Here is a 16,692-nt window from a genome sequence, read left to right on the forward strand (position 1 = left end):
CCGGTAGAAACTAGCATGGAGGTACTCACATGAAATTGGGCGTTAGTACGTATAGTTTATTTCAAGCGCTGAAGTCCGGCGAAATGGACATCATGGCGGTCATCGATTGGATTGCGGATCAAGGCGGAGAACATGTTGAAATCGTGCCTCTGGGTTATGATTTGCCTGGAAACTTTGAGCTGGCGGATCGCATTCGCGAAAAGGCGGCATCACGTGGGATCGAAATTTCCAATTACGCGATTGGCGCTAATTTTCTAACGGATTCAGAAGAAGCTTATCAACAGGAAATTGAGCGGGTAAAAGGTGAAGTGGATCTCGCGGCGAGACTCGGCGTGAAAAAGATGCGGCACGATGTCGCGCAAAGCGCGGACCGTTCGATTGCTAATTTCAATAATCAGCTGGATCGTATGGCCGAAGCTTGTCGTCAAATTGCTGACTATGCCCTGACTTATGGCATTACGACAAGTGTTGAAAATCATGGTTATTTTGTGCAGCACAGTGACCGGGTTCAAGCGCTAATCCAAGCCGTTGACCGTCCGAATTTCCGGACGACACTGGATGTGGGCAATTTCATGTGTGCGGACGAGAACTCAGTGGCAGCTGTGAAAAATAATATTTCCTTTGCCTCAATGGTCCATATCAAAGATTTTTATCTGCGTCCGTCTCATCAAAATCCAGGTCAAGGCTGGTTCCAGACTTTGCAGGGGAATTACCTCCGCGGCGCTATTGTAGGACACGGAGATATCGATATGAGAGCAGTGCTACGCGTTATCAAGGACTCTGGTTACGACGGTTACATTTCCTTGGAGTTTGAAGGGATGGAAGAGTGCAGAACGGGTACGTTGATCGGGTTGCAAAATATTAAAAGACTATGGGAAGATATGGAATAGGCAGTCATTCATAGCTTTCTGAAAGGTGTTGACAATTCGAATGAATCCAATTGGTATCATGGTGGACAGTCTCCGGCTTGGCGTGCGGGACGGCTTGAAGAAAGCCAAAGAGCTTGGCGCTGACGGGGTACAGATTTATGCCGTTTCCGGCGAGATGGACCCAACGAATTTATCATCCGGAGCACGCAAGGAGCTGAAAGATTACATTGCCTCTCTGGGGCTTGAAATCTCAGCATTGTGCGGGGATTTAGGCGGTCACGGATTCCAGGATGCTACTGTGAATGCGGAGAAAATCGAAAAATCCAAGCGTATTCTGGATCTTGCGGTTGAGCTTGGCACCAAAGTGGTCACAACGCATATCGGTGTCGTACCTGAGCTAACCAACGATCCGATTTATGAGACGATGCACCGGGCTTGTGAGGAGTTAGGGGTATATGCCAAAAGCTTGGACGCTTATTTTGCCATCGAAACCGGTCCAGAACCTGCAGCGCATTTGAAAAGCTTCCTGGATTCCCTATCTACCAACGGAGTTTCGGTTAACTTCGACCCTGCGAATATGGTTATGGTGACAGGTGATGATCCGGTTCAAGGCATTATCACGCTGAAAGATTATATCGTCCATACGCATGTAAAAGACGGCGTTCGCTTGCGCCAGGTTGATCCGCGCGAAGTGTACGGCTCTCTGGGATACAAGCCGATGAGCCATGAGCAAATCGCCGAGGACGCTACGTCCGGGTTGTATTACCGCGAGCTAGCGCTGGGCGAAGGGCATGTTGATTTTGCGCGTTACTTCCAAACGCTGCGAGACATTGGCTACAAAGGCTACTTGACGATTGAACGTGAAGTTGGCGAGCAGCCGGAGAAGGATATTGCTAGCGCTATTGCATTTATTCGGAAATACCAATGTTAAAAGTGGGACTGAGGATATGATGTTATCCTCGGTCTTTTTTTATGTGCAGGTCTGGACTTTTCCCCACTTTTTTAAGACAGAAGCCCAAGTGTTTAGGAGTTAATAGATGGTAAAGTGGTTCTATAAACAATTAATCTTATGGGCTTGTGTATATAAAAAGGAGCTGAATTTTCTTGACATTATCAAACACTGCGCAAAAGGTTTGGCAGGAAATGATGCAAGATCACACCGGAAATTGGGGTATGGACATTGAGCATTGGGATTGGGTGCCGGGCGTTGGGTTGATCGCGATGCTTGATTATTATGAAGCTACAGGTAAGCCTGAAGTTCTGTCTTATCTGAAGCAGTGGATCGAGCGGAATAAGGAGAAGACGAAAGGAACGAAGGTGATTAATTCGATTGCCCCGTTTGCGATTTTCCCTGCCCTGTATCGGCTTGAGGAAGACGTATGGTTCCGGGACGAGGCCGTTCGGATTGCGGAGTGGATGATCGCGGAGGCGCCTCGTACGAGGGAGATGGCCTTTGAACATACGGTAACGGAAAATGCGGTATTCTCCGAGCAGGTGTGGGCAGATACCCTATTTATGGCCGTATTGTTCCTGGCTCGGACTGCGTCACTTGTTGGCAGCGCGAAATATGCCGAGGAGGCGCTGCAGCAGGTGCTCATTCATCTCAGCGTGCTGCAAGATGAGAGCAGCGGTGTGTTGTTTCACGGATGGAACTGCGACTCCGCGGATCATATGTCCGCTGCACGGTGGACACGGGCCAATGCGTGGGTTGCGGCAGGTGTTCCATTGATCGTGAAGGAGATCGGACAGCTCATTCCTGTTCCTGCTGAACTTAAAGAACGTTATGAGCGCTTAATCTCCGGTCTTATTTCGTATCAACAAGAGGACGGTTTGTGGAGCACAGTGATGGATCATCCTGAATTTTACCGGGAGGTATCCGGTAGTGCGGGGATCGGCTATGGCATTCGAAAAGCGATGGAGATCGGCCTCATCGAACGTAATGACCGGCATCAGTCAGCTGCTGATCGGGCGTTGGCCGCAGTGCTTTCCTCCATTTCGGAGGATGGCGTCGTGTCTGGTGTCTCTGGAGGTACTCCGGTCATGAAAAGCATTGCAGCATACCAAGAGATTCCGCAGTATCCGACTTTATATGGGCAAGGACTTGCGCTCATGTTGCTAGCTGATACTTGCCGGGATTCGGGAGAGTAAAGTAAGTAAATAAGCCAGAAGGTCTATTCAGACTTTCTGGCTGTTTTGTTTGAATTTGTACATTTAAATTCAATTTCGGGCACCGCTTACTGTTTCCTTGCGATACTGTTTGGGAGTAAGGGCAGTGCTTTTTTTGAACACGCTAAAAAAATGCGAGATATCGCCGAACCCCGTGGCCGCGGCGACCTCGGTGACGGGCAGGCGCGTTTCTGCCAGTAGTCGTTTTGCCTTATTCAATCGATAGTCTGAGAGGAACTGTTTCATCGTGCTGCCTGTGGTTTCTTTGAACAAGTTAAACAACCTGGAGCGCGAAACGGGAAAAAGCTCCAGCAAGTCTTCGACATGCAAATCCTCTTGATAATGAGCAATCAAGTAAGAGAGCACATTACCGATCAACTGTTGATCTTCCGACCTATTGGAGCTTGCAGCATCATGATGTAAACCAAGCAGCAAGAGGAAAAATTCTGCCAGGCATTTTAGCACAATTAGCTCGAAGTGCGGCTTCTTGTCTTTTAGTGTTTGTTCCAGCTCGGCTAGCAGCATTTGCAGCTGATCCAGCTGTTGAACGGACAAGAAGTGATGGCTTGACTCGGGGTGCATCGCTTTTAAGAATCCGGAGATCGACAAGTCTGTCGTTTGACAAAGTGCGTGAATGCCCTCCATATAAGATTCATCGATGGAAAGGACATATCTGTGGAAATCCTGATCCAGCACATGATAGGGACGATGAATGACACCTGGTTGGATGACTGTCAGTGTGCCGGCGTGCAGGGGATACAATTGATCACCGGCAATGTAAGAGCCTGTCCCTTGGAGTACAAAATAAAACTCATAACCATTATGGGCATGCAGCAGCTGTTGATGAAGCGGCGACTTGCGGAGCTCGCAGTGCACAGGATAATTCGCCAGAAAATGATTCGTAAAGTCGTCAATGGCGTAATTACGGACTGTTGTAGGAATCGTTGTGCTCACGAAGATCGCCTCCTTGTTCTCAGTAACTGCACTTACTATACGAGATTGGATTGTTTGTAGACAAGTTTTTTTTAGTAGCTCCTGAATTACAGCTAACGGACCGAGCGGCCCTTATTTGTAGAAAATATAGCTCCGCGGAATTCTAACGGACGCCAGAGCCGCTATTCACGCTAATATCGTGAAAATTGGCTATGGATTGACCATATAACGACACTGGTGTCCGTTAGAGTTGAGAAATGGTCAATTTAGTGCAAATAACGGCTGTGAGGTCCGTTACTGAGCAGAGGCTACTTGGGTGGAGCAGACGATTGAGTCACATTGGATCGCATACGAAGGGTTGGATGATTGTCATCGTTGGGACACGCGATGAACAGGAGGCGTGGGAGCTGCAGAGGAACTGGGGCAGCTGCCACTCAACCCGCCAAATAAATAGCAGCCAAAAAAACAAGCTGCAAAACCGTGCGGACCGGCAAGGAAGGCGTGGGCTCCCCGCCAATCGTTAATTTATGGCGGGCCGCCCGCACATTGGAGGGGAACATGGCGATGAGCAGCACCATCAGGCAGATGGAGGCGATACGGGATGTGGCTGGAAACAAAATGCCGATAGCAGCGGCAATTTCCAACCAACCCGTGACGGTGACGATCAAATCAGGTCTTGGAAGAGCTGGTGGAACCATGCGGATGAGGTCTGGCCGTCTTTTTCCCCAATGAGCGGATGCTGTTAGCAGCAGCATGACAGCGACAGCGCCCTGCATAGGCGTATGCCAGCCTTCAAATTGGGATACACCAAGCAATCCAAGTACCCAAAATATCAGATAGGAGACAATCAAAGCATAAAAAGGAATCATTGCAAATCCTCCTTCTATTTTTTCAGTAATTGTGTCATCATACTGGCGAAATCTTCGATTTGAAACCCCGTAGTTACCATCGGAATTGTGGAACGGACGCGTAATCCGAGAGAAAGAAGAACAAACAAATCGGCTGTTTTATCGGCATCCACCGATTCCGGAATAACTCCGTGTGATTGGCCGGTAACGATCCATTCCTTAGATACCTGCACGGAGCGTTCATAGTACAGCTTAAGCGTTTCGGCAACTGCCGGCTGATCTTCTTTACCGAGCAAATAGATCAAAACTTTGTTGGTCACTTCCTGTGCATCGTCCAGTGCTCGGAGATTTTCAAGGATTTTCTGCATCGGTCCTTCGAACGTTGCGCCGCCTTGCTGCACGACAGCCTGAAAGCGTTCATTGGTTGCATCCAACCGTTCCTGCAGCACCCAGGCGAAGATTTCATCTTTACTTTTTACATAATGGAAAATAGCGCCTTTGGACAAACCGGAGCGGTCCATAATGTCCTTCATGGTGATCGCCTCACACCCTTTTTCCCGGATGAGCTCTTTGGTTGATGTCAGGAGAACTCCCGTTGTTTGCTGTCTGCGCTCCTCTTGTTTCAATAAAATCACTCCTTTTCATGTTTATGCGATAACTCCATTATAAATACCGACCATCGGTTTGTAAATGACGAGAATTCGGAGGATCAACTTCCACAAATTGGATTGATTTTTGAGCGTCTCGGACGGACAGAAAGGTTGTCTAATCTTCGAAGAGTATACGATGTCGGGTCTAAACAACATACTGCAGCATATAGGGGTCGTACATCTTGCAAAGACGAAAAGCAATTCGTGGTATATTAGAAAAAATGCTGTGGTTATGCCCTGTACTTATTATCGCTATCGGAAGTCTTCCTAACGTTGCTGGAAGCATGTGGTGGGATGCGTTCGGTGTGCTTTTATTTGTGGCTATCCTCATCATTTGCGGAACAGGTTTGCAACAAAAAGAAGAAAATTAATATATTTATAATAAAAAATTAATGTTTATACTCTATCATGGATCTAAGGGAGTGATAGATTATGACATCTTCTTACTTCGATCAATGGTTGGATGAGTATAATGATTATCTTAGGCTCTATGAGTTATTTGGTGATAAGGAATATTTAGACGAAGCTGTAGAAATTCGCAATAGTTTGCAAGTGATTGTAGCTAGGGCCGAAAAACATAAATCAATCGTTTCGAAGGTAATGAGCAGCCAGATGCACGCATATGGCAATGCCTAACTCTATTGAAACGAAAAACAGACTCTAGCGCTTCTATTGCGCAGAGTCTGTTTTCATAGACACCTTTATTCGGTGGCAGCTTCGGATTGTGCATCGGCCTCAGGGGTCGTGTCCAATTTTTGTGTGCCAAGTATGGTGACAAGAACTGTCTCAGGATCTGAGAGAACTTCAACGTTCTTGGGTACTTTAAGATCAGCTACGGTGAGATGTTCACCAATGCTTAGTGTACTGATGTCAAGTGCAAGGGATTCTGGCAGCTTATTAGGCATACATCGTATCATGACTTCATGTGACTCTACTTGGAGAATGCCGCCTTCCTTCGTGCCTTTGGCTTCTCCAATAAAATGGATGGCAATCGTCGTATCCAGCTTTTCTTTCATATCAATTTGCAAGAAATCGACATGCAGTAATTGGCCAGTCAGAGAATCCTTCTGGACGTGATGGATAATGACGGATTCCTTTGATTTCGAGGGCAAAGCTACATTCAAAATGGCATGCGGATTGCGTTTCAGGGATGCTCGGATTTCTTTTTCCGGGACGGTGACATGTTCGGAATCCATACGAGAACTGTAAACTACAGCGGGAACTTGACCTTGTTCTCTCAGTTTCTTCACGGGACCTGTTCGTTCAGATAGTAAAATCGTTGTGCTCATGTTCGGCACCTCCGTAGCGTAGTTAGAGCGGCGTTCAGCCCTATATTCATTTACCCGCTAGCGTGAGGAGTGAAACAGGAAATAAATAGGAAGTTTTTTTTTATTTTGGGCTTCTTTATCTTTCCATTTGAGAGTAAAATAGAGGACAAGAGGAGGATTGATAAAGGATGAGTACACTGAAAAGTTTCACTGATTCTGATCAACATATTTCGTTGGAGTTAAGAGATGATCATCTGACTGTGCTGCGTTTACACGGTGAAACGTCTATTTACCCTTTCAAAAATATTACTCTTGCCTCTGAGCCGATTCCAGAGTATCCCTTGAACCGCGTGGCGCTCACGGTTATTGATTTTAACACTGGTGTAACCGATTTCAAATTTTCTTCTAGTAAAAATGATTTTGAGATTTTCGTGCAAACATTGATGGAAGTTCATAGTGAGTTTGTGCCAAATCATTAAATCTATAATCAGTGATGAATACAATCAGGATAGGCGAGGCGACTCGAGCTATCCTTTTTCTATTTGATTTTTATGATATTGATTTCTGAAAACCTCAGGGGTTAAACCTACGGACTTCCGAAAAGTTGAAATAAAATGCGAAGCATCCAGAAAACCCGTAGTTTCCGCGATCTGCTTAATCGTCAAGTTATGCCCGGTAATGAGCAGTTCTTTGGACTTCTGAAGCCGCAGCTGCAGCAGGTATTGATAAGGGGATAAGCCAAATGCTTTGCGGAAAAGCGTATTGACGTGCTGCGGACTGACGCCTAGCTCATTCGACATCCAGGTCAGTCCGACATCGGCGGAACCAAAGTTGTGCTCCAATTGAAATAGGAGCGGCAATAAGCGCTCATGGCTCTGCGAGAAGGAGGCGCTTTTGTTGACGTTGCCGTGTTTTTTGAGCAAAGTGAGAAATTGATAAACCTCCAGCGAGCCGTTCATTCCCGTGAAATCATAGCTATAGCGATATTTTTCGTAAAAGTATTCGTGTATGTTGGCCAGCGGAGTATCTATTCCCCAGCTGATTTGCGTGGATAACGGGAACTCCAGGGCATAAACGATAGAGGCAGCGAGTGCGCCGTCAAAGGTTAAATACCAAGTCGACCATTTGGAGGAGAGAACTTTGTACTCGTGCGGAATGCCCGCGGCGAGCAGCATGCCTTGATTCTCGCCAAGCTTGATGGATTGATTATCGAGGATGATTTCTCCGGCGCCTTCAATCGTTTGCAACCAATGAAAGCAGGGATAACCGTCCTCGCGTTTATAATAGAGCTGCTGACTCTCATAGCCGACCGTTTCCAAGATCAGCGGCAGCTTGCGGTCCGTTTCGGTGATGACGAAAAACTTCCTGTAGTCTATAGCCATTTCAGATAGTCATCTCTTTCATTTTTTAATATATCATGCGTAGTATCTTATATTTTAAAAGAGATTATTGTCAGTTACAATAAATACATCGTTGATGATAATTATACAACACCAATAAAGTGAGGTATTAATCCATGGCTAATAAGTACGTCTACACAGCGCCTTTGAACGGTTATCCGGAATGGAATAACAATCCGCAGATTTTTCAATTGAACCGTTTGGAAGCGCATGCAACGTTGATGCCTTACCGGTCGGAAGCCGAAGCGCTTGCAGGAGTTCGGGAAGCCTCTGACTTCTATCAAACTTTGAATGGAACGTGGAAGTTTCATTTTGCAGAGAATGCTGAGGGGCGGCCTCAGGAGTTTTATAAGAACGGCTACGATTGCAGCGGCTGGTCCGACATTGCGGTGCCATCCCACTGGCAGCTTCAAGGTTTTGATTTTCCACAATATACGAATATCATCTATCCATGGGTAGGTCACGAAGAGGTGAAGCCTCCTTATGCGCCTGTGAAGTATAATCCTGTCGGCTCGTACTCCCGGAGCTTTACGATTCCGGCATCTTGGGCGGAGCACCCTGTATACTTGAGTTTTCAGGGTGTTGAATCCGCTTTTTATGTATGGGTAAACGGGGATTTCGTTGGTTTTAGTCAAGACTCTTTCACACCTGCGGAATTTGATATTACGCCATACTTGGTTGAGGGTGAGAATAAGCTCGCCGTTGAAGTGTATCGGTGGAGCGATGCAAGCTGGCTGGAGGATCAGGATTTCTGGCGGCTAAGCGGAATTTTCCGCGATGTCTACCTGTACGCTACCCCAGTCGCACATATTGCAGACTTCAAAGTGCTGACAAACTTGGACGAAACTTTTGAGAATGCCGAACTGCGGATTCAAGCAAAGGTTACGAACTATGATGTCCTTGGCACAGGAACGCACCTTGTAGAGGCTGTTTTATATGACAGTGAAAAAAAGCCGCTATGGTCATCTCCTCTATCCGCGGCAGTTGAACTAAGCGGAAGCCTGAAGCAAGACGTGGAGCTGTCCGTTAAGGTGGAAAATCCGGCACTTTGGAGCGCAGAAAAACCTAACCTCTATACGCTGGTTTTGAGCTTGAAGGACGAGAAGGGAAGCCTGCTGGAAACGGAGAGCTGCAAAGTAGGTTTCCGTAAGTTCGAAATTCATGATGGGCTGATGAAAATCAACGGTGAGCGCATCGTATTTAAAGGCGTCAACCGCCATGAATTTGATACTGACCGTGGCCGCAGCGTCGATAATGATAGCATGATTGCTGATATTTTGCTGATGAAACGATTTAATATCAACGCAGTGCGTACTTCTCATTATCCGAACAATGCACGTTGGTATGAGCTATGTGATGAGTATGGCTTATATGTCATTGATGAAACGAATCTGGAAACGCACGGATCGTGGAGCTATGCCCAAGAGGAAGAGGGAGACACGGTTCCAGGCAGCAAGCCTGAATGGACGGGGGCTGTACTGGATCGTGCGAATTCTATGATGCAGCGAGATAAAAATCATCCTTCGATTGTCATTTGGTCGCTCGGGAATGAGTCATGGGGCGGGGATAATTTTATTGAAATGCATGACTTCCTGCGTGAGGCGGATCCTTCCAGAATCGTTCACTACGAAGGGGTTTTCCACTGCCGGGACTCTGAGGCGGCCTCAGATATCGAAAGTCAAATGTACTCCAAGATTGACAAAATTGAAGAGTACGCGAATAACAAGCCGAAGAAGCCGTTTATTTTATGTGAATACAGCCATGCGATGGGGAATTCCTGCGGCAATTTATTTAAATATTGGGAGCTGTTTGAGAAGTATCCGGTTCTCCAAGGCGGCTTCATATGGGATTGGATCGATCAATCCATCCGTACAACAACGCCTGACGGTGTGACTTATCAAGCTTATGGCGGCGATTTCGGGGATACGCCGAATGACGGCAATTTCTGCGGTAATGGTTTAATTTTCGCTGATCGCACACCGTCACCGAAAATCTATGAAGTTAAAAAGTGCTATCAAAATGTGAAGATTACACCGGTTGATTTGGCAAAAGGCCAAGTAGCTGTGACGAATCAATTTTTGTTCACGGATCTAAATGAGTTCAATTGGACGTGGACGATCGAGCGTAATGGCGTTGCTGTTGGTGAAGCGAAGAGCGGTCAATTTACTGTGAAGCCTGGAGAAACGGCCACAATTGAACTCGAATTGGATGCGTACGAAGCAGCCAGTCCGAGTGACGAGTACGTGCTTACAATCAGTCTTCAATTGGAAGCTGATACCTTATGGGCGTCAAAAGGGCATGAGGTCGCATGGGAGCAATTCCTGCTGCCTGTCCGACAAGCGTGGGCGCATGTTGATTTCGTTGCGCACGCAGAAACTGCTGCAGCCGTATCTGAGCTTGTTGCTGTGCAAATTGCCTCAACGAACGATTCGATTACGCTGAAAGGAAGCAATTTCTCGCTTCAATTCCAAGCGACAAGTGGCAATATCACTTCCTATCTCTACGAGGGAACTGAGTTGTTCCTGACAGGACCAGCGCCAAATTTCTGGCGCGCCTACACGGATAACGACCGTGGCAACAAGCATCATATTCGTTGCGCACCATGGCAAGAAGCCGGCAGCGGAAGAAGGCTGCAGTCCTTGCAAGCGAAATCTGGCAGGGATGGCCGCGCCGAAGTTCATGTTTATTATGAGCTTGCTACAACGCCGGCTTCAACAGTGAAGTTGGTGTACACCGCATCGCAGGATGGGGAGGTCGAGGTGCGCATGGAGCTAGTTCCCGGCGCTAACCTGCCTGAGATTCCGGAGATCGGCATGATGTTCGAGTTGGACCATGCCTTCCAGCAATTAAGCTGGTACGGCCGCGGGCCACACGAAAATCACTGGGATCGCGCGACAGGAGCGAAGCTTGCCCTGCACAGCGGAACCGTCCAGGAGCAATTCGTTCCGTACCTACGTCCGCAAGAATGCGGAAACAAAACGGATGTGCGTTGGGCGACATTAACGGATAACACAGGCCGCGGACTCCGTATTACGGGACTGCCGACCGTGGAATTGAATGCTCTGCCGTATTCGCCTTCGGAATTGGAAGCTCATGACCATCCTTATAAGCTGCCGGTCAGCGAGAAGGTAGTGCTGCGCGTGAATTACAAGCAGATGGGCGTTGGCGGAGATGATAGCTGGGGGGCAAAAACGCATCCGGAGTTCACGTTGTTCGCCAATCGTACGTATGCTTACTCGTTCAGTTTTAAAGGAGTCTAACTGGGCTGCCATTGTGCAAGGATGTTAACAGCAATTAAAAAGAGGGGGCACCTCGCCATTTCGATGGCTATGAGGGCACCCTCTTTTTGTAGTTAATGCGATACTGCGCCTTGTTCTTGAGTCGGATCAAGTTTCTCTTTGCTCATGGCAATCGCACAAATGAAGGCGATCACTGCCGGAACAATTGTCCATGCGAATGTGAGAACGATAGAAGACGATAGCGCACTGGTGATTTTTTCTAAAATAGGACCTGGAATGTCCAAACGCTTAGCCGGGTCGAGCAAGGTATGTGGGTCGCTGGTAGCCATACCGGCAGGCATTTCACCTTGCCCAGCGAAGGCATCCGTCAGCTTTCTAGTAAATGCGTGGCTTTGGATGATTCCAAACACGGTGATTCCCAACGTCATTCCTAAGGAACGAAGGAAATTTAGTGTAGAAGAGGCCGATCCGCGCTGCCTGGCATCAAAGAGATGAATCGCGGCATTGCTCAATACCGAGAAGGAAGCCCCGATACCTAAACCGACGATAATCATATAGATCGTTACAAGCCAGCGTGGCGACTCAGGAGATAACGTCGTTAGCAGAGCAACACCAACTGCCAAAATAAGAGTGGTAGGAATCATAATGCTGCGGTAGCTCACTTTTGTCATTAAGAAGCCGCCGCCCGTTGCAGTGACGACAGAACCTAACATCATGGGCAGTAAAACTAGGCCGGAGTTCGTCGCTGTTCCGCCAAGCACACCTTGAACGAAGATGGGGATATAAACAGAAGCCGTAATAAAAGCGGCGCCGCTAAAAATGGCTACGGCATTGCTGGAAGCATACAACCGGCTTTTGAACATGGCAAAAGAGATAATCGGCTCGGCAGCGCGGCGTTCTACGAAAATGAAGATGATCGTTAACACGGCGAACAGTGCCAATAATCCGAGGATAAACGATGAATTCCAAGCATATGTTTTGCCGCCTAATTCAAGCGCGAACATAAGGGAGACGATGGCTCCGACAAGCGTCAATGCGCCCCACCAATCGATTTTTTGCTTCGAATGCTCAACGGATTCGCGGTAAAAGAAAGCGATAAAGATAAAGGCGATCAAACCTAGCGGCAGGTTAATGTAGAAAACCCATTTCCAATTCACATAATCCGTAATATAGGCGCCTAGCAGGGGACCGAAAATACTGGACATACCGAATACGGCGCCGAACAATCCGCCAAGTTTACCGCGGCTTTCAATCGGAACGGCATCAAACATGATGGTAAAAGCAATCGGCACCAGCGCACCGCCGCCAATCCCTTGAATGGCCCGATAAATGCTGAGTTCAATAATGGAATTAGCCGTTCCACATAAGATGGAACCTAGCATAAATACGATAATCCCGAAGATGAAAAACTTCTTTCGTCCATACATATCGGACAATTTCCCGAATATCGGCATGCCGGCCATCTCGGCGACCATATAGGCGGAAGTAACCCACACGAATTTGTCCAAGCCGCCTAATTCCCCTACGATGGTACCCATCGCTGTAGCTACAATGGTGTTATCCATCGATGCCATCAGAATGCCAAGCAGAAGCCCGGCGATTACAATGCCTATTCCTTTATTTTTGGTTTGTGTTGACATGAAGGTGGTATTCCCCGCTTTCTTCATTAAATGATGGTAACGTGCGTGAGATTCGCTTTAAAGCCTTTTAAAACGGCATATGTGCCTTTATCCATCTTAGCCCCGTCAAAAATTGTTTTTTTGACATCGGTTTTAAACGAACAGTTTTGAAAAACGGCGTTGCGGAAAGAAGTTTCTTTTAACCCAGTATAATGAAAAATAGTTCCGGTAAAAGTTAGGTTATCCAAACATACGCCCGCTAACTCCGAAGAGCTGAAGTCGGTATGGTTAAATTGGCAATTTCGAAAAGTAGCTCCCTTGAGGTTGGACTTTTGAATCTTGGCATGGGTCAAATTAGAGCCGTCAAAATTGCAATTGTCCAAGTTGCTGCATTTAAAAGAAGCATTCGTTAAATCTGAATGGCTAAAATCAGAGCCCTGCAGGTTGCTGTAATTAAATTTCCCGTCGTGGACTTGAACAGCTTTCAAATCTGACTTTTGCAAATTTTGTTTCGAAAAATCAATGCCAACGATTTGCTGCAGCTTCGTCGTACTAGCATGGATGCTTCCGATGAGCTCGGAAATTTCGCCAATAGACGCGATTGTCCGCTCAAAAGCGGCTTTTTCATCAAGGCCATCCTTTTGCAAGTCGCTGAATCTTTCCTGCAAGTCATGAAAAAGCTCTTCTTTTAACTCCCGTATTGGCTTTAAATCCTCGTAGTTGGAGAAAACTTCGTCCAAATAAGCAGAAAGCTTGGTATTCATGGATGATTCCACCTTTCTTATATGAATAAATCGAGAATGCTTTTTGCATGTTCCCAATTCCGCTTGTTCGTATCAAATGTCTCTTGCCCTTTGTCGGTGATCCTGTAATACTTTCTTCTGCCGCCTTGCGTTTCGTCTCCCCAATAAGAAGTAATGTTCTCTTCCTGTTCAAGGCGTTTGAGGCTGGCGTACATGGTAGCTTCCTTGAGTTCGTACTCTCCGCCTGTAGTTACTTGCACAAGCTTGGAAATTTCATAGCCATACTTATCACCTGACATTAAAAGCTTAAGAATGATGCTATCGGTATGCCCGCGAATAAGCTCAGACGTTATTTTTAAGTCAAAGATGATCCTCACCTCCTGTTTTACATTATATTCAAGAGTACTATATCTGTCAATGTAGTCCTGCGGAGGATACACATCTTTCATTGACCGCACAGAACGGGGATGATAAGTTAGAAGAAGTATTGGGAAAAATTGCGCAGTATCCAGTTGGAATTGTGTTTATTTAGAAAGGTGGTTTTTTGCGTGGCATTGAATCCAGCACAAACCGTAGTAGGACTTGTAGGCACGGGTGTTATGGGTAAAAGCATGGCAGGTCATTTTATGAAGGCAGGGTATCAAGTTCATCTGTACAATCGGACAAGATCCAAAGCACAGGACCTCGTTGATCAGGGTGCACATTGGCAGGATTCCCCTGGACAATTGGCTCAGCAGTGTGATGTCATCATTACGATGGTAGGTTTCCCTAGTGATGTGGAAGAAATTTATTTAGGCGAAAATGGTATCCTGCAGAACGCCAAGCCAGGAAGTTATGTCATCGATATGACAACGTCCTCGCCCAAGCTTGCCAAACAAATTGAAAATGAAGCGCGTTCCCGCGGGTTATTCTCACTCGATGCGCCTGTTTCAGGCGGAGATGTTGGAGCGAAAGAAGCGAGATTGTCGATCATGGTTGGCGGATCGCGCGATGCGTTTGATGCGGTTTTGCCGTTATTTGAGAAGATTGGCACGAACATCGTCTATCAAGGGGAAGCGGGAGCGGGCCAGCATACCAAAATGTGCAACCAAATCGCCATTGCCAGCAATATGATGGGCGTGGTTGAGGCGCTTGTATATGCAGAGAAATCAGGATTAGATCCTGCGACGGTGCTAAAAAGCATTGAATCCGGCGCAGCGGGCAGCTGGTCATTAAGCAATTTGGCGCCGCGGATGATCGCCGGCAATTTTGCACCTGGCTTTTATGTCAAACATTTTATTAAAGATATGAAAATTGCCCTTCAATCGGCTGAAGAAATGAATGCGAAGCTGCCAGGGCTTGCTCTTGCCAAATCGCTGTATGAGCAGCTGGCGGCCAGTGGTGAAGAAGACAGCGGGACACATGCTTTGTATAAGCTAATAAGCAAACTTTGATCGAAAAAGCTCGGGGGAGAGGGACGACCGTGAAAATTGTCATTGCACCTGATTCTTTTAAGGGCAGTTTAAGCGCGAAAGAGGCTGCTCTAGCTATAGCGAAAGGCATTCAGAAGGCTGCACCGACATCGGATAACGTGCTTGTTCCGATGGCTGACGGCGGCGAGGGAACCGTAGACAGTCTCATAAGCTCGACACAGGGGACCAAAATCAACGTTTCAGTAAGCGGGCCGTTGTTGGACAATGTGATAGCCGAATACGGCGTTCTTGGAGACAATGAAACCTGTGTCATCGAGATGGCTACGGCTTCAGGGCTCTATTTGATCTCGGAGGAAGAGCGCAATCCTTGGCTGACGACGACCTACGGAACAGGACAGCTTATCAAACATGCCTTGGATCATGGGTATCGTAAGTTTATTTTGGCGCTTGGTGGCAGCGCAACCAATGACGGTGGAAGCGGCATGCTTCAAGCGCTGGGGTTGGCGCTCCTGGATGTGGAAGGACAAGCTGTTCCGCATGGTGCGCTAGGTCTTAAGAAGATTCGCAGCATAGATGCTGCGAATTGGGATGCTAGAATAGCGGAGTCGAGTTTTACGATTGCCTCTGATGTGGTTAATCCGTTCATCGGCCCGCAAGGAGCGTCCTATGTGTTTGGCCCTCAGAAGGGGGCGACCCCTGAGATGCTGCCAGAGCTCGATGAGGCGCTCCGCCATTGGGCGGATATCATCGAGGCGCACACGGGCATAGCCGTACACCATCTGCCTAGCGCAGGGGCAGCGGGCGGGCTTGGCGGCGCGTTCCAAGCTTTTTTCCCGTCAACCGTTCAGCGTGGCGTTGAGATTGTCATGGACAAAAGCAACCTGAGCCAGCACTTGCAGGAGGCATCTCTCGTGTTTACGGGAGAAGGCCGAACAGACGCGCAGACGGCTTCCGGCAAAGCTCCCATGGGGATTGCTCAAGCGGCGCAGAAACTTGGCGTTCCTGTTTTTGTATTGAGCGGTTCCATCGGACCCGGCGTGGAGGCTCTCTATGACCATGGCATCACGAGTATCCATAGTATTGTTAATGGACCGATGTCCTTGCAAGAAGCGATGGAGAGAACCGAGGAGCTGCTGACGCAAAAAGCGGAACATGTCATGCGGACTTATCTGGCTGCTCGGAATATGTAAGCTTGTACTTTTTGAAAAAGTCTGTCTTTCTTCCCGCGGTTGCGCCGGAGATTGGCAGGCTTTTTTTGTGAGCAAACCAAGTGCCCTACCGTCAACCTGTGCGTCATTTAGCTAACTTCACTCACTTGCCAATAACAAATTTTAATGACCATAGCGAGAATTCTGCTATGGCCTCATTTGAGGGAACTGGAGTCCCTTATTCAGAGGAAAACCGAAAACGAGCTTTTTCCCCGTTGAGCGGAACTGTGGGGTCTTATTTTGCAGCCACGGCATGTTTATCGCAGGAAAGAGACAATATAGTTAAAATGAACGAAACCGACTGCCACTTTGCGTATACGTAGGTTAATTTTGAGAA

17 protein-coding genes are annotated in these 16,692 nt (G+C 47.4%); 9 read left to right on the forward strand and 8 right to left on the reverse strand.

What is annotated here, in order from left to right; translation table 11 throughout:
• The first annotated feature begins 29 nt into the window (after positions 1-29).
• The 3 genes from GON05_RS05615 (at position 30) to GON05_RS05625 (ending at position 3,017) form a co-directional block, all read left to right on the forward strand.
• On the forward strand, positions 30-890 hold the full coding sequence (locus GON05_RS05615; protein ID WP_157318219.1) for a sugar phosphate isomerase/epimerase family protein: 861 nt from the start codon (positions 30-32) through the stop codon (positions 888-890).
• 40 nt (positions 891-930) lie between these two features.
• Positions 931-1,800 carry a sugar phosphate isomerase/epimerase family protein gene (locus GON05_RS05620; protein WP_181646436.1) on the forward strand — a complete coding sequence of 290 codons (870 nt, stop codon included), beginning with the start codon at positions 931-933 and terminating at the stop codon, positions 1,798-1,800.
• A gap of 173 nt (positions 1,801-1,973) precedes the next feature.
• The gene (locus GON05_RS05625) at positions 1,974-3,017 is read left to right on the forward strand and encodes a glycoside hydrolase family 88/105 protein (protein ID WP_157318220.1); all 1,044 of its coding nucleotides are present in this window, start codon (positions 1,974-1,976) and stop codon (positions 3,015-3,017) included.
• Between the two features lie 69 nt (positions 3,018-3,086).
• On the opposite strand, the gene GON05_RS05630 is transcribed toward GON05_RS05625, so the two are convergent.
• The 3 genes from GON05_RS05630 to GON05_RS05640 form a co-directional block, all read right to left on the reverse strand.
• Positions 3,087-3,989: an AraC family transcriptional regulator gene (locus GON05_RS05630; protein WP_157318221.1), complete on the reverse strand. Its 903-nt coding sequence runs from the start codon at positions 3,987-3,989 to the stop codon at positions 3,087-3,089.
• Between the two features lie 413 nt (positions 3,990-4,402).
• Positions 4,403-4,837 carry a DoxX family protein gene (locus GON05_RS05635; protein WP_157318222.1) on the reverse strand — a complete coding sequence of 145 codons (435 nt, stop codon included), beginning with the start codon at positions 4,835-4,837 and terminating at the stop codon, positions 4,403-4,405.
• Between the two features lie 14 nt (positions 4,838-4,851).
• The gene (locus GON05_RS05640) at positions 4,852-5,442 is read right to left on the reverse strand and encodes a TetR/AcrR family transcriptional regulator (protein ID WP_157318223.1); all 591 of its coding nucleotides are present in this window, start codon (positions 5,440-5,442) and stop codon (positions 4,852-4,854) included.
• 206 nt (positions 5,443-5,648) lie between these two features.
• On the opposite strand from GON05_RS05640, the gene GON05_RS05645 reads away from it, so the two are divergent.
• Together GON05_RS05645 and GON05_RS05650 are read left to right on the forward strand one after the other, a co-directional pair.
• Positions 5,649-5,837 carry a hypothetical protein gene (locus GON05_RS05645; protein ID WP_157318224.1) on the forward strand — a complete coding sequence of 63 codons (189 nt, stop codon included), beginning with the start codon at positions 5,649-5,651 and terminating at the stop codon, positions 5,835-5,837.
• Positions 5,838-5,898: 61 nt separating this feature from the next.
• Entirely contained in the window at positions 5,899-6,102 is a 204-nt protein-coding gene (locus GON05_RS05650) for a hypothetical protein (RefSeq protein ID WP_127449445.1), read from the forward strand.
• 65 nt (positions 6,103-6,167) lie between these two features.
• Here the strand turns inward: GON05_RS05650 and GON05_RS05655 are convergent, their stop codons facing one another.
• Positions 6,168-6,755, reverse strand: coding sequence for a 50S ribosomal protein L25 (locus GON05_RS05655; protein WP_157318225.1), 588 nt, complete (start codon positions 6,753-6,755; stop codon positions 6,168-6,170).
• A 167-nt stretch (positions 6,756-6,922) separates the two neighbouring features.
• Here GON05_RS05655 and GON05_RS05660 point away from each other — a divergent pair, with 167 nt between their 5' ends.
• Entirely contained in the window at positions 6,923-7,213 is a 291-nt protein-coding gene (locus tag GON05_RS05660) for a hypothetical protein (protein ID WP_127449449.1), read from the forward strand.
• A 48-nt stretch (positions 7,214-7,261) separates the two neighbouring features.
• Here the strand turns inward: GON05_RS05660 and GON05_RS05665 are convergent, their stop codons facing one another.
• Complete coding sequence (locus tag GON05_RS05665) at positions 7,262-8,116, reverse strand: AraC family transcriptional regulator (RefSeq protein WP_157318226.1); 855 nt, start codon at positions 8,114-8,116, stop codon at positions 7,262-7,264.
• A gap of 134 nt (positions 8,117-8,250) precedes the next feature.
• Here GON05_RS05665 and lacZ point away from each other — a divergent pair, with 134 nt between their 5' ends.
• On the forward strand, positions 8,251-11,394 hold the full coding sequence (gene lacZ, locus GON05_RS05670; RefSeq protein WP_157318227.1) for a beta-galactosidase, LacZ type: 3,144 nt from the start codon (positions 8,251-8,253) through the stop codon (positions 11,392-11,394).
• Positions 11,395-11,486: 92 nt separating this feature from the next.
• On the opposite strand, the gene GON05_RS05675 is transcribed toward lacZ, so the two are convergent.
• Genes GON05_RS05675 through GON05_RS05685 form a run of 3 tightly spaced genes read right to left on the reverse strand, consistent with a single transcriptional unit; the run spans position 11,487 to position 14,103 of the window.
• Positions 11,487-13,013, reverse strand: a complete 1,527-nt coding sequence (locus GON05_RS05675; protein ID WP_157318228.1) for an MDR family MFS transporter — start codon at positions 13,011-13,013, stop codon at positions 11,487-11,489.
• Between the two features lie 26 nt (positions 13,014-13,039).
• A complete protein-coding gene (locus GON05_RS05680) occupies positions 13,040-13,756 on the reverse strand; it encodes a pentapeptide repeat-containing protein (protein WP_157318229.1) in 717 nt (238 codons plus the stop codon).
• 17 nt (positions 13,757-13,773) lie between these two features.
• Positions 13,774-14,103 (reverse strand): PadR family transcriptional regulator, encoded by a 330-nt coding sequence (locus GON05_RS05685; protein WP_181646443.1) that lies wholly within the window; start codon positions 14,101-14,103, stop codon positions 13,774-13,776.
• 180 nt (positions 14,104-14,283) lie between these two features.
• On the opposite strand from GON05_RS05685, the gene GON05_RS05690 reads away from it, so the two are divergent.
• Both GON05_RS05690 and GON05_RS05695 read left to right on the forward strand, forming a co-directional pair.
• Positions 14,284-15,168, forward strand: a complete 885-nt coding sequence (locus tag GON05_RS05690; protein ID WP_181646437.1) for an NAD(P)-dependent oxidoreductase — start codon at positions 14,284-14,286, stop codon at positions 15,166-15,168.
• Positions 15,169-15,197: 29 nt separating this feature from the next.
• Complete coding sequence (locus GON05_RS05695) at positions 15,198-16,337, forward strand: glycerate kinase (RefSeq protein ID WP_181646438.1); 1,140 nt, start codon at positions 15,198-15,200, stop codon at positions 16,335-16,337.
• Positions 16,338-16,692: the final 355 nt, after the last annotated feature.

The sequence above is a fragment of the Paenibacillus anseongensis genome (assembly GCF_009757995.1).
Classification (GTDB): domain Bacteria; phylum Bacillota; class Bacilli; order Paenibacillales; family NBRC-103111; genus Paenibacillus_E; species Paenibacillus_E chondroitinus.

Excerpts from the sequence above, each read along its gene's own strand:
- GON05_RS05675 (WP_157318228.1), bottom strand. The coding sequence starts at position 13,013 with ATGTCAACACAAACCAAAAATAAAGGAATAGGCATTGTAATCGCCGGG.
- GON05_RS05680 (WP_157318229.1), bottom strand. The coding sequence starts at position 13,756 with ATGAATACCAAGCTTTCTGCTTATTTGGACGAAGTTTTCTCCAACTAC.
- GON05_RS05650 (WP_127449445.1), top strand. The coding sequence starts at position 5,899 with ATGACATCTTCTTACTTCGATCAATGGTTGGATGAGTATAATGATTAT.
- GON05_RS05615 (WP_157318219.1), top strand. The coding sequence starts at position 30 with ATGAAATTGGGCGTTAGTACGTATAGTTTATTTCAAGCGCTGAAGTCC.
- GON05_RS05620 (WP_181646436.1), top strand. The coding sequence starts at position 931 with ATGAATCCAATTGGTATCATGGTGGACAGTCTCCGGCTTGGCGTGCGG.
- GON05_RS05635 (WP_157318222.1), bottom strand. The coding sequence starts at position 4,837 with ATGATTCCTTTTTATGCTTTGATTGTCTCCTATCTGATATTTTGGGTA.
- GON05_RS05660 (WP_127449449.1), top strand. The coding sequence starts at position 6,923 with ATGAGTACACTGAAAAGTTTCACTGATTCTGATCAACATATTTCGTTG.
- GON05_RS05665 (WP_157318226.1), bottom strand. The coding sequence starts at position 8,116 with ATGGCTATAGACTACAGGAAGTTTTTCGTCATCACCGAAACGGACCGC.
- lacZ (WP_157318227.1), top strand. The coding sequence starts at position 8,251 with ATGGCTAATAAGTACGTCTACACAGCGCCTTTGAACGGTTATCCGGAA.
- GON05_RS05655 (WP_157318225.1), bottom strand. The coding sequence starts at position 6,755 with ATGAGCACAACGATTTTACTATCTGAACGAACAGGTCCCGTGAAGAAA.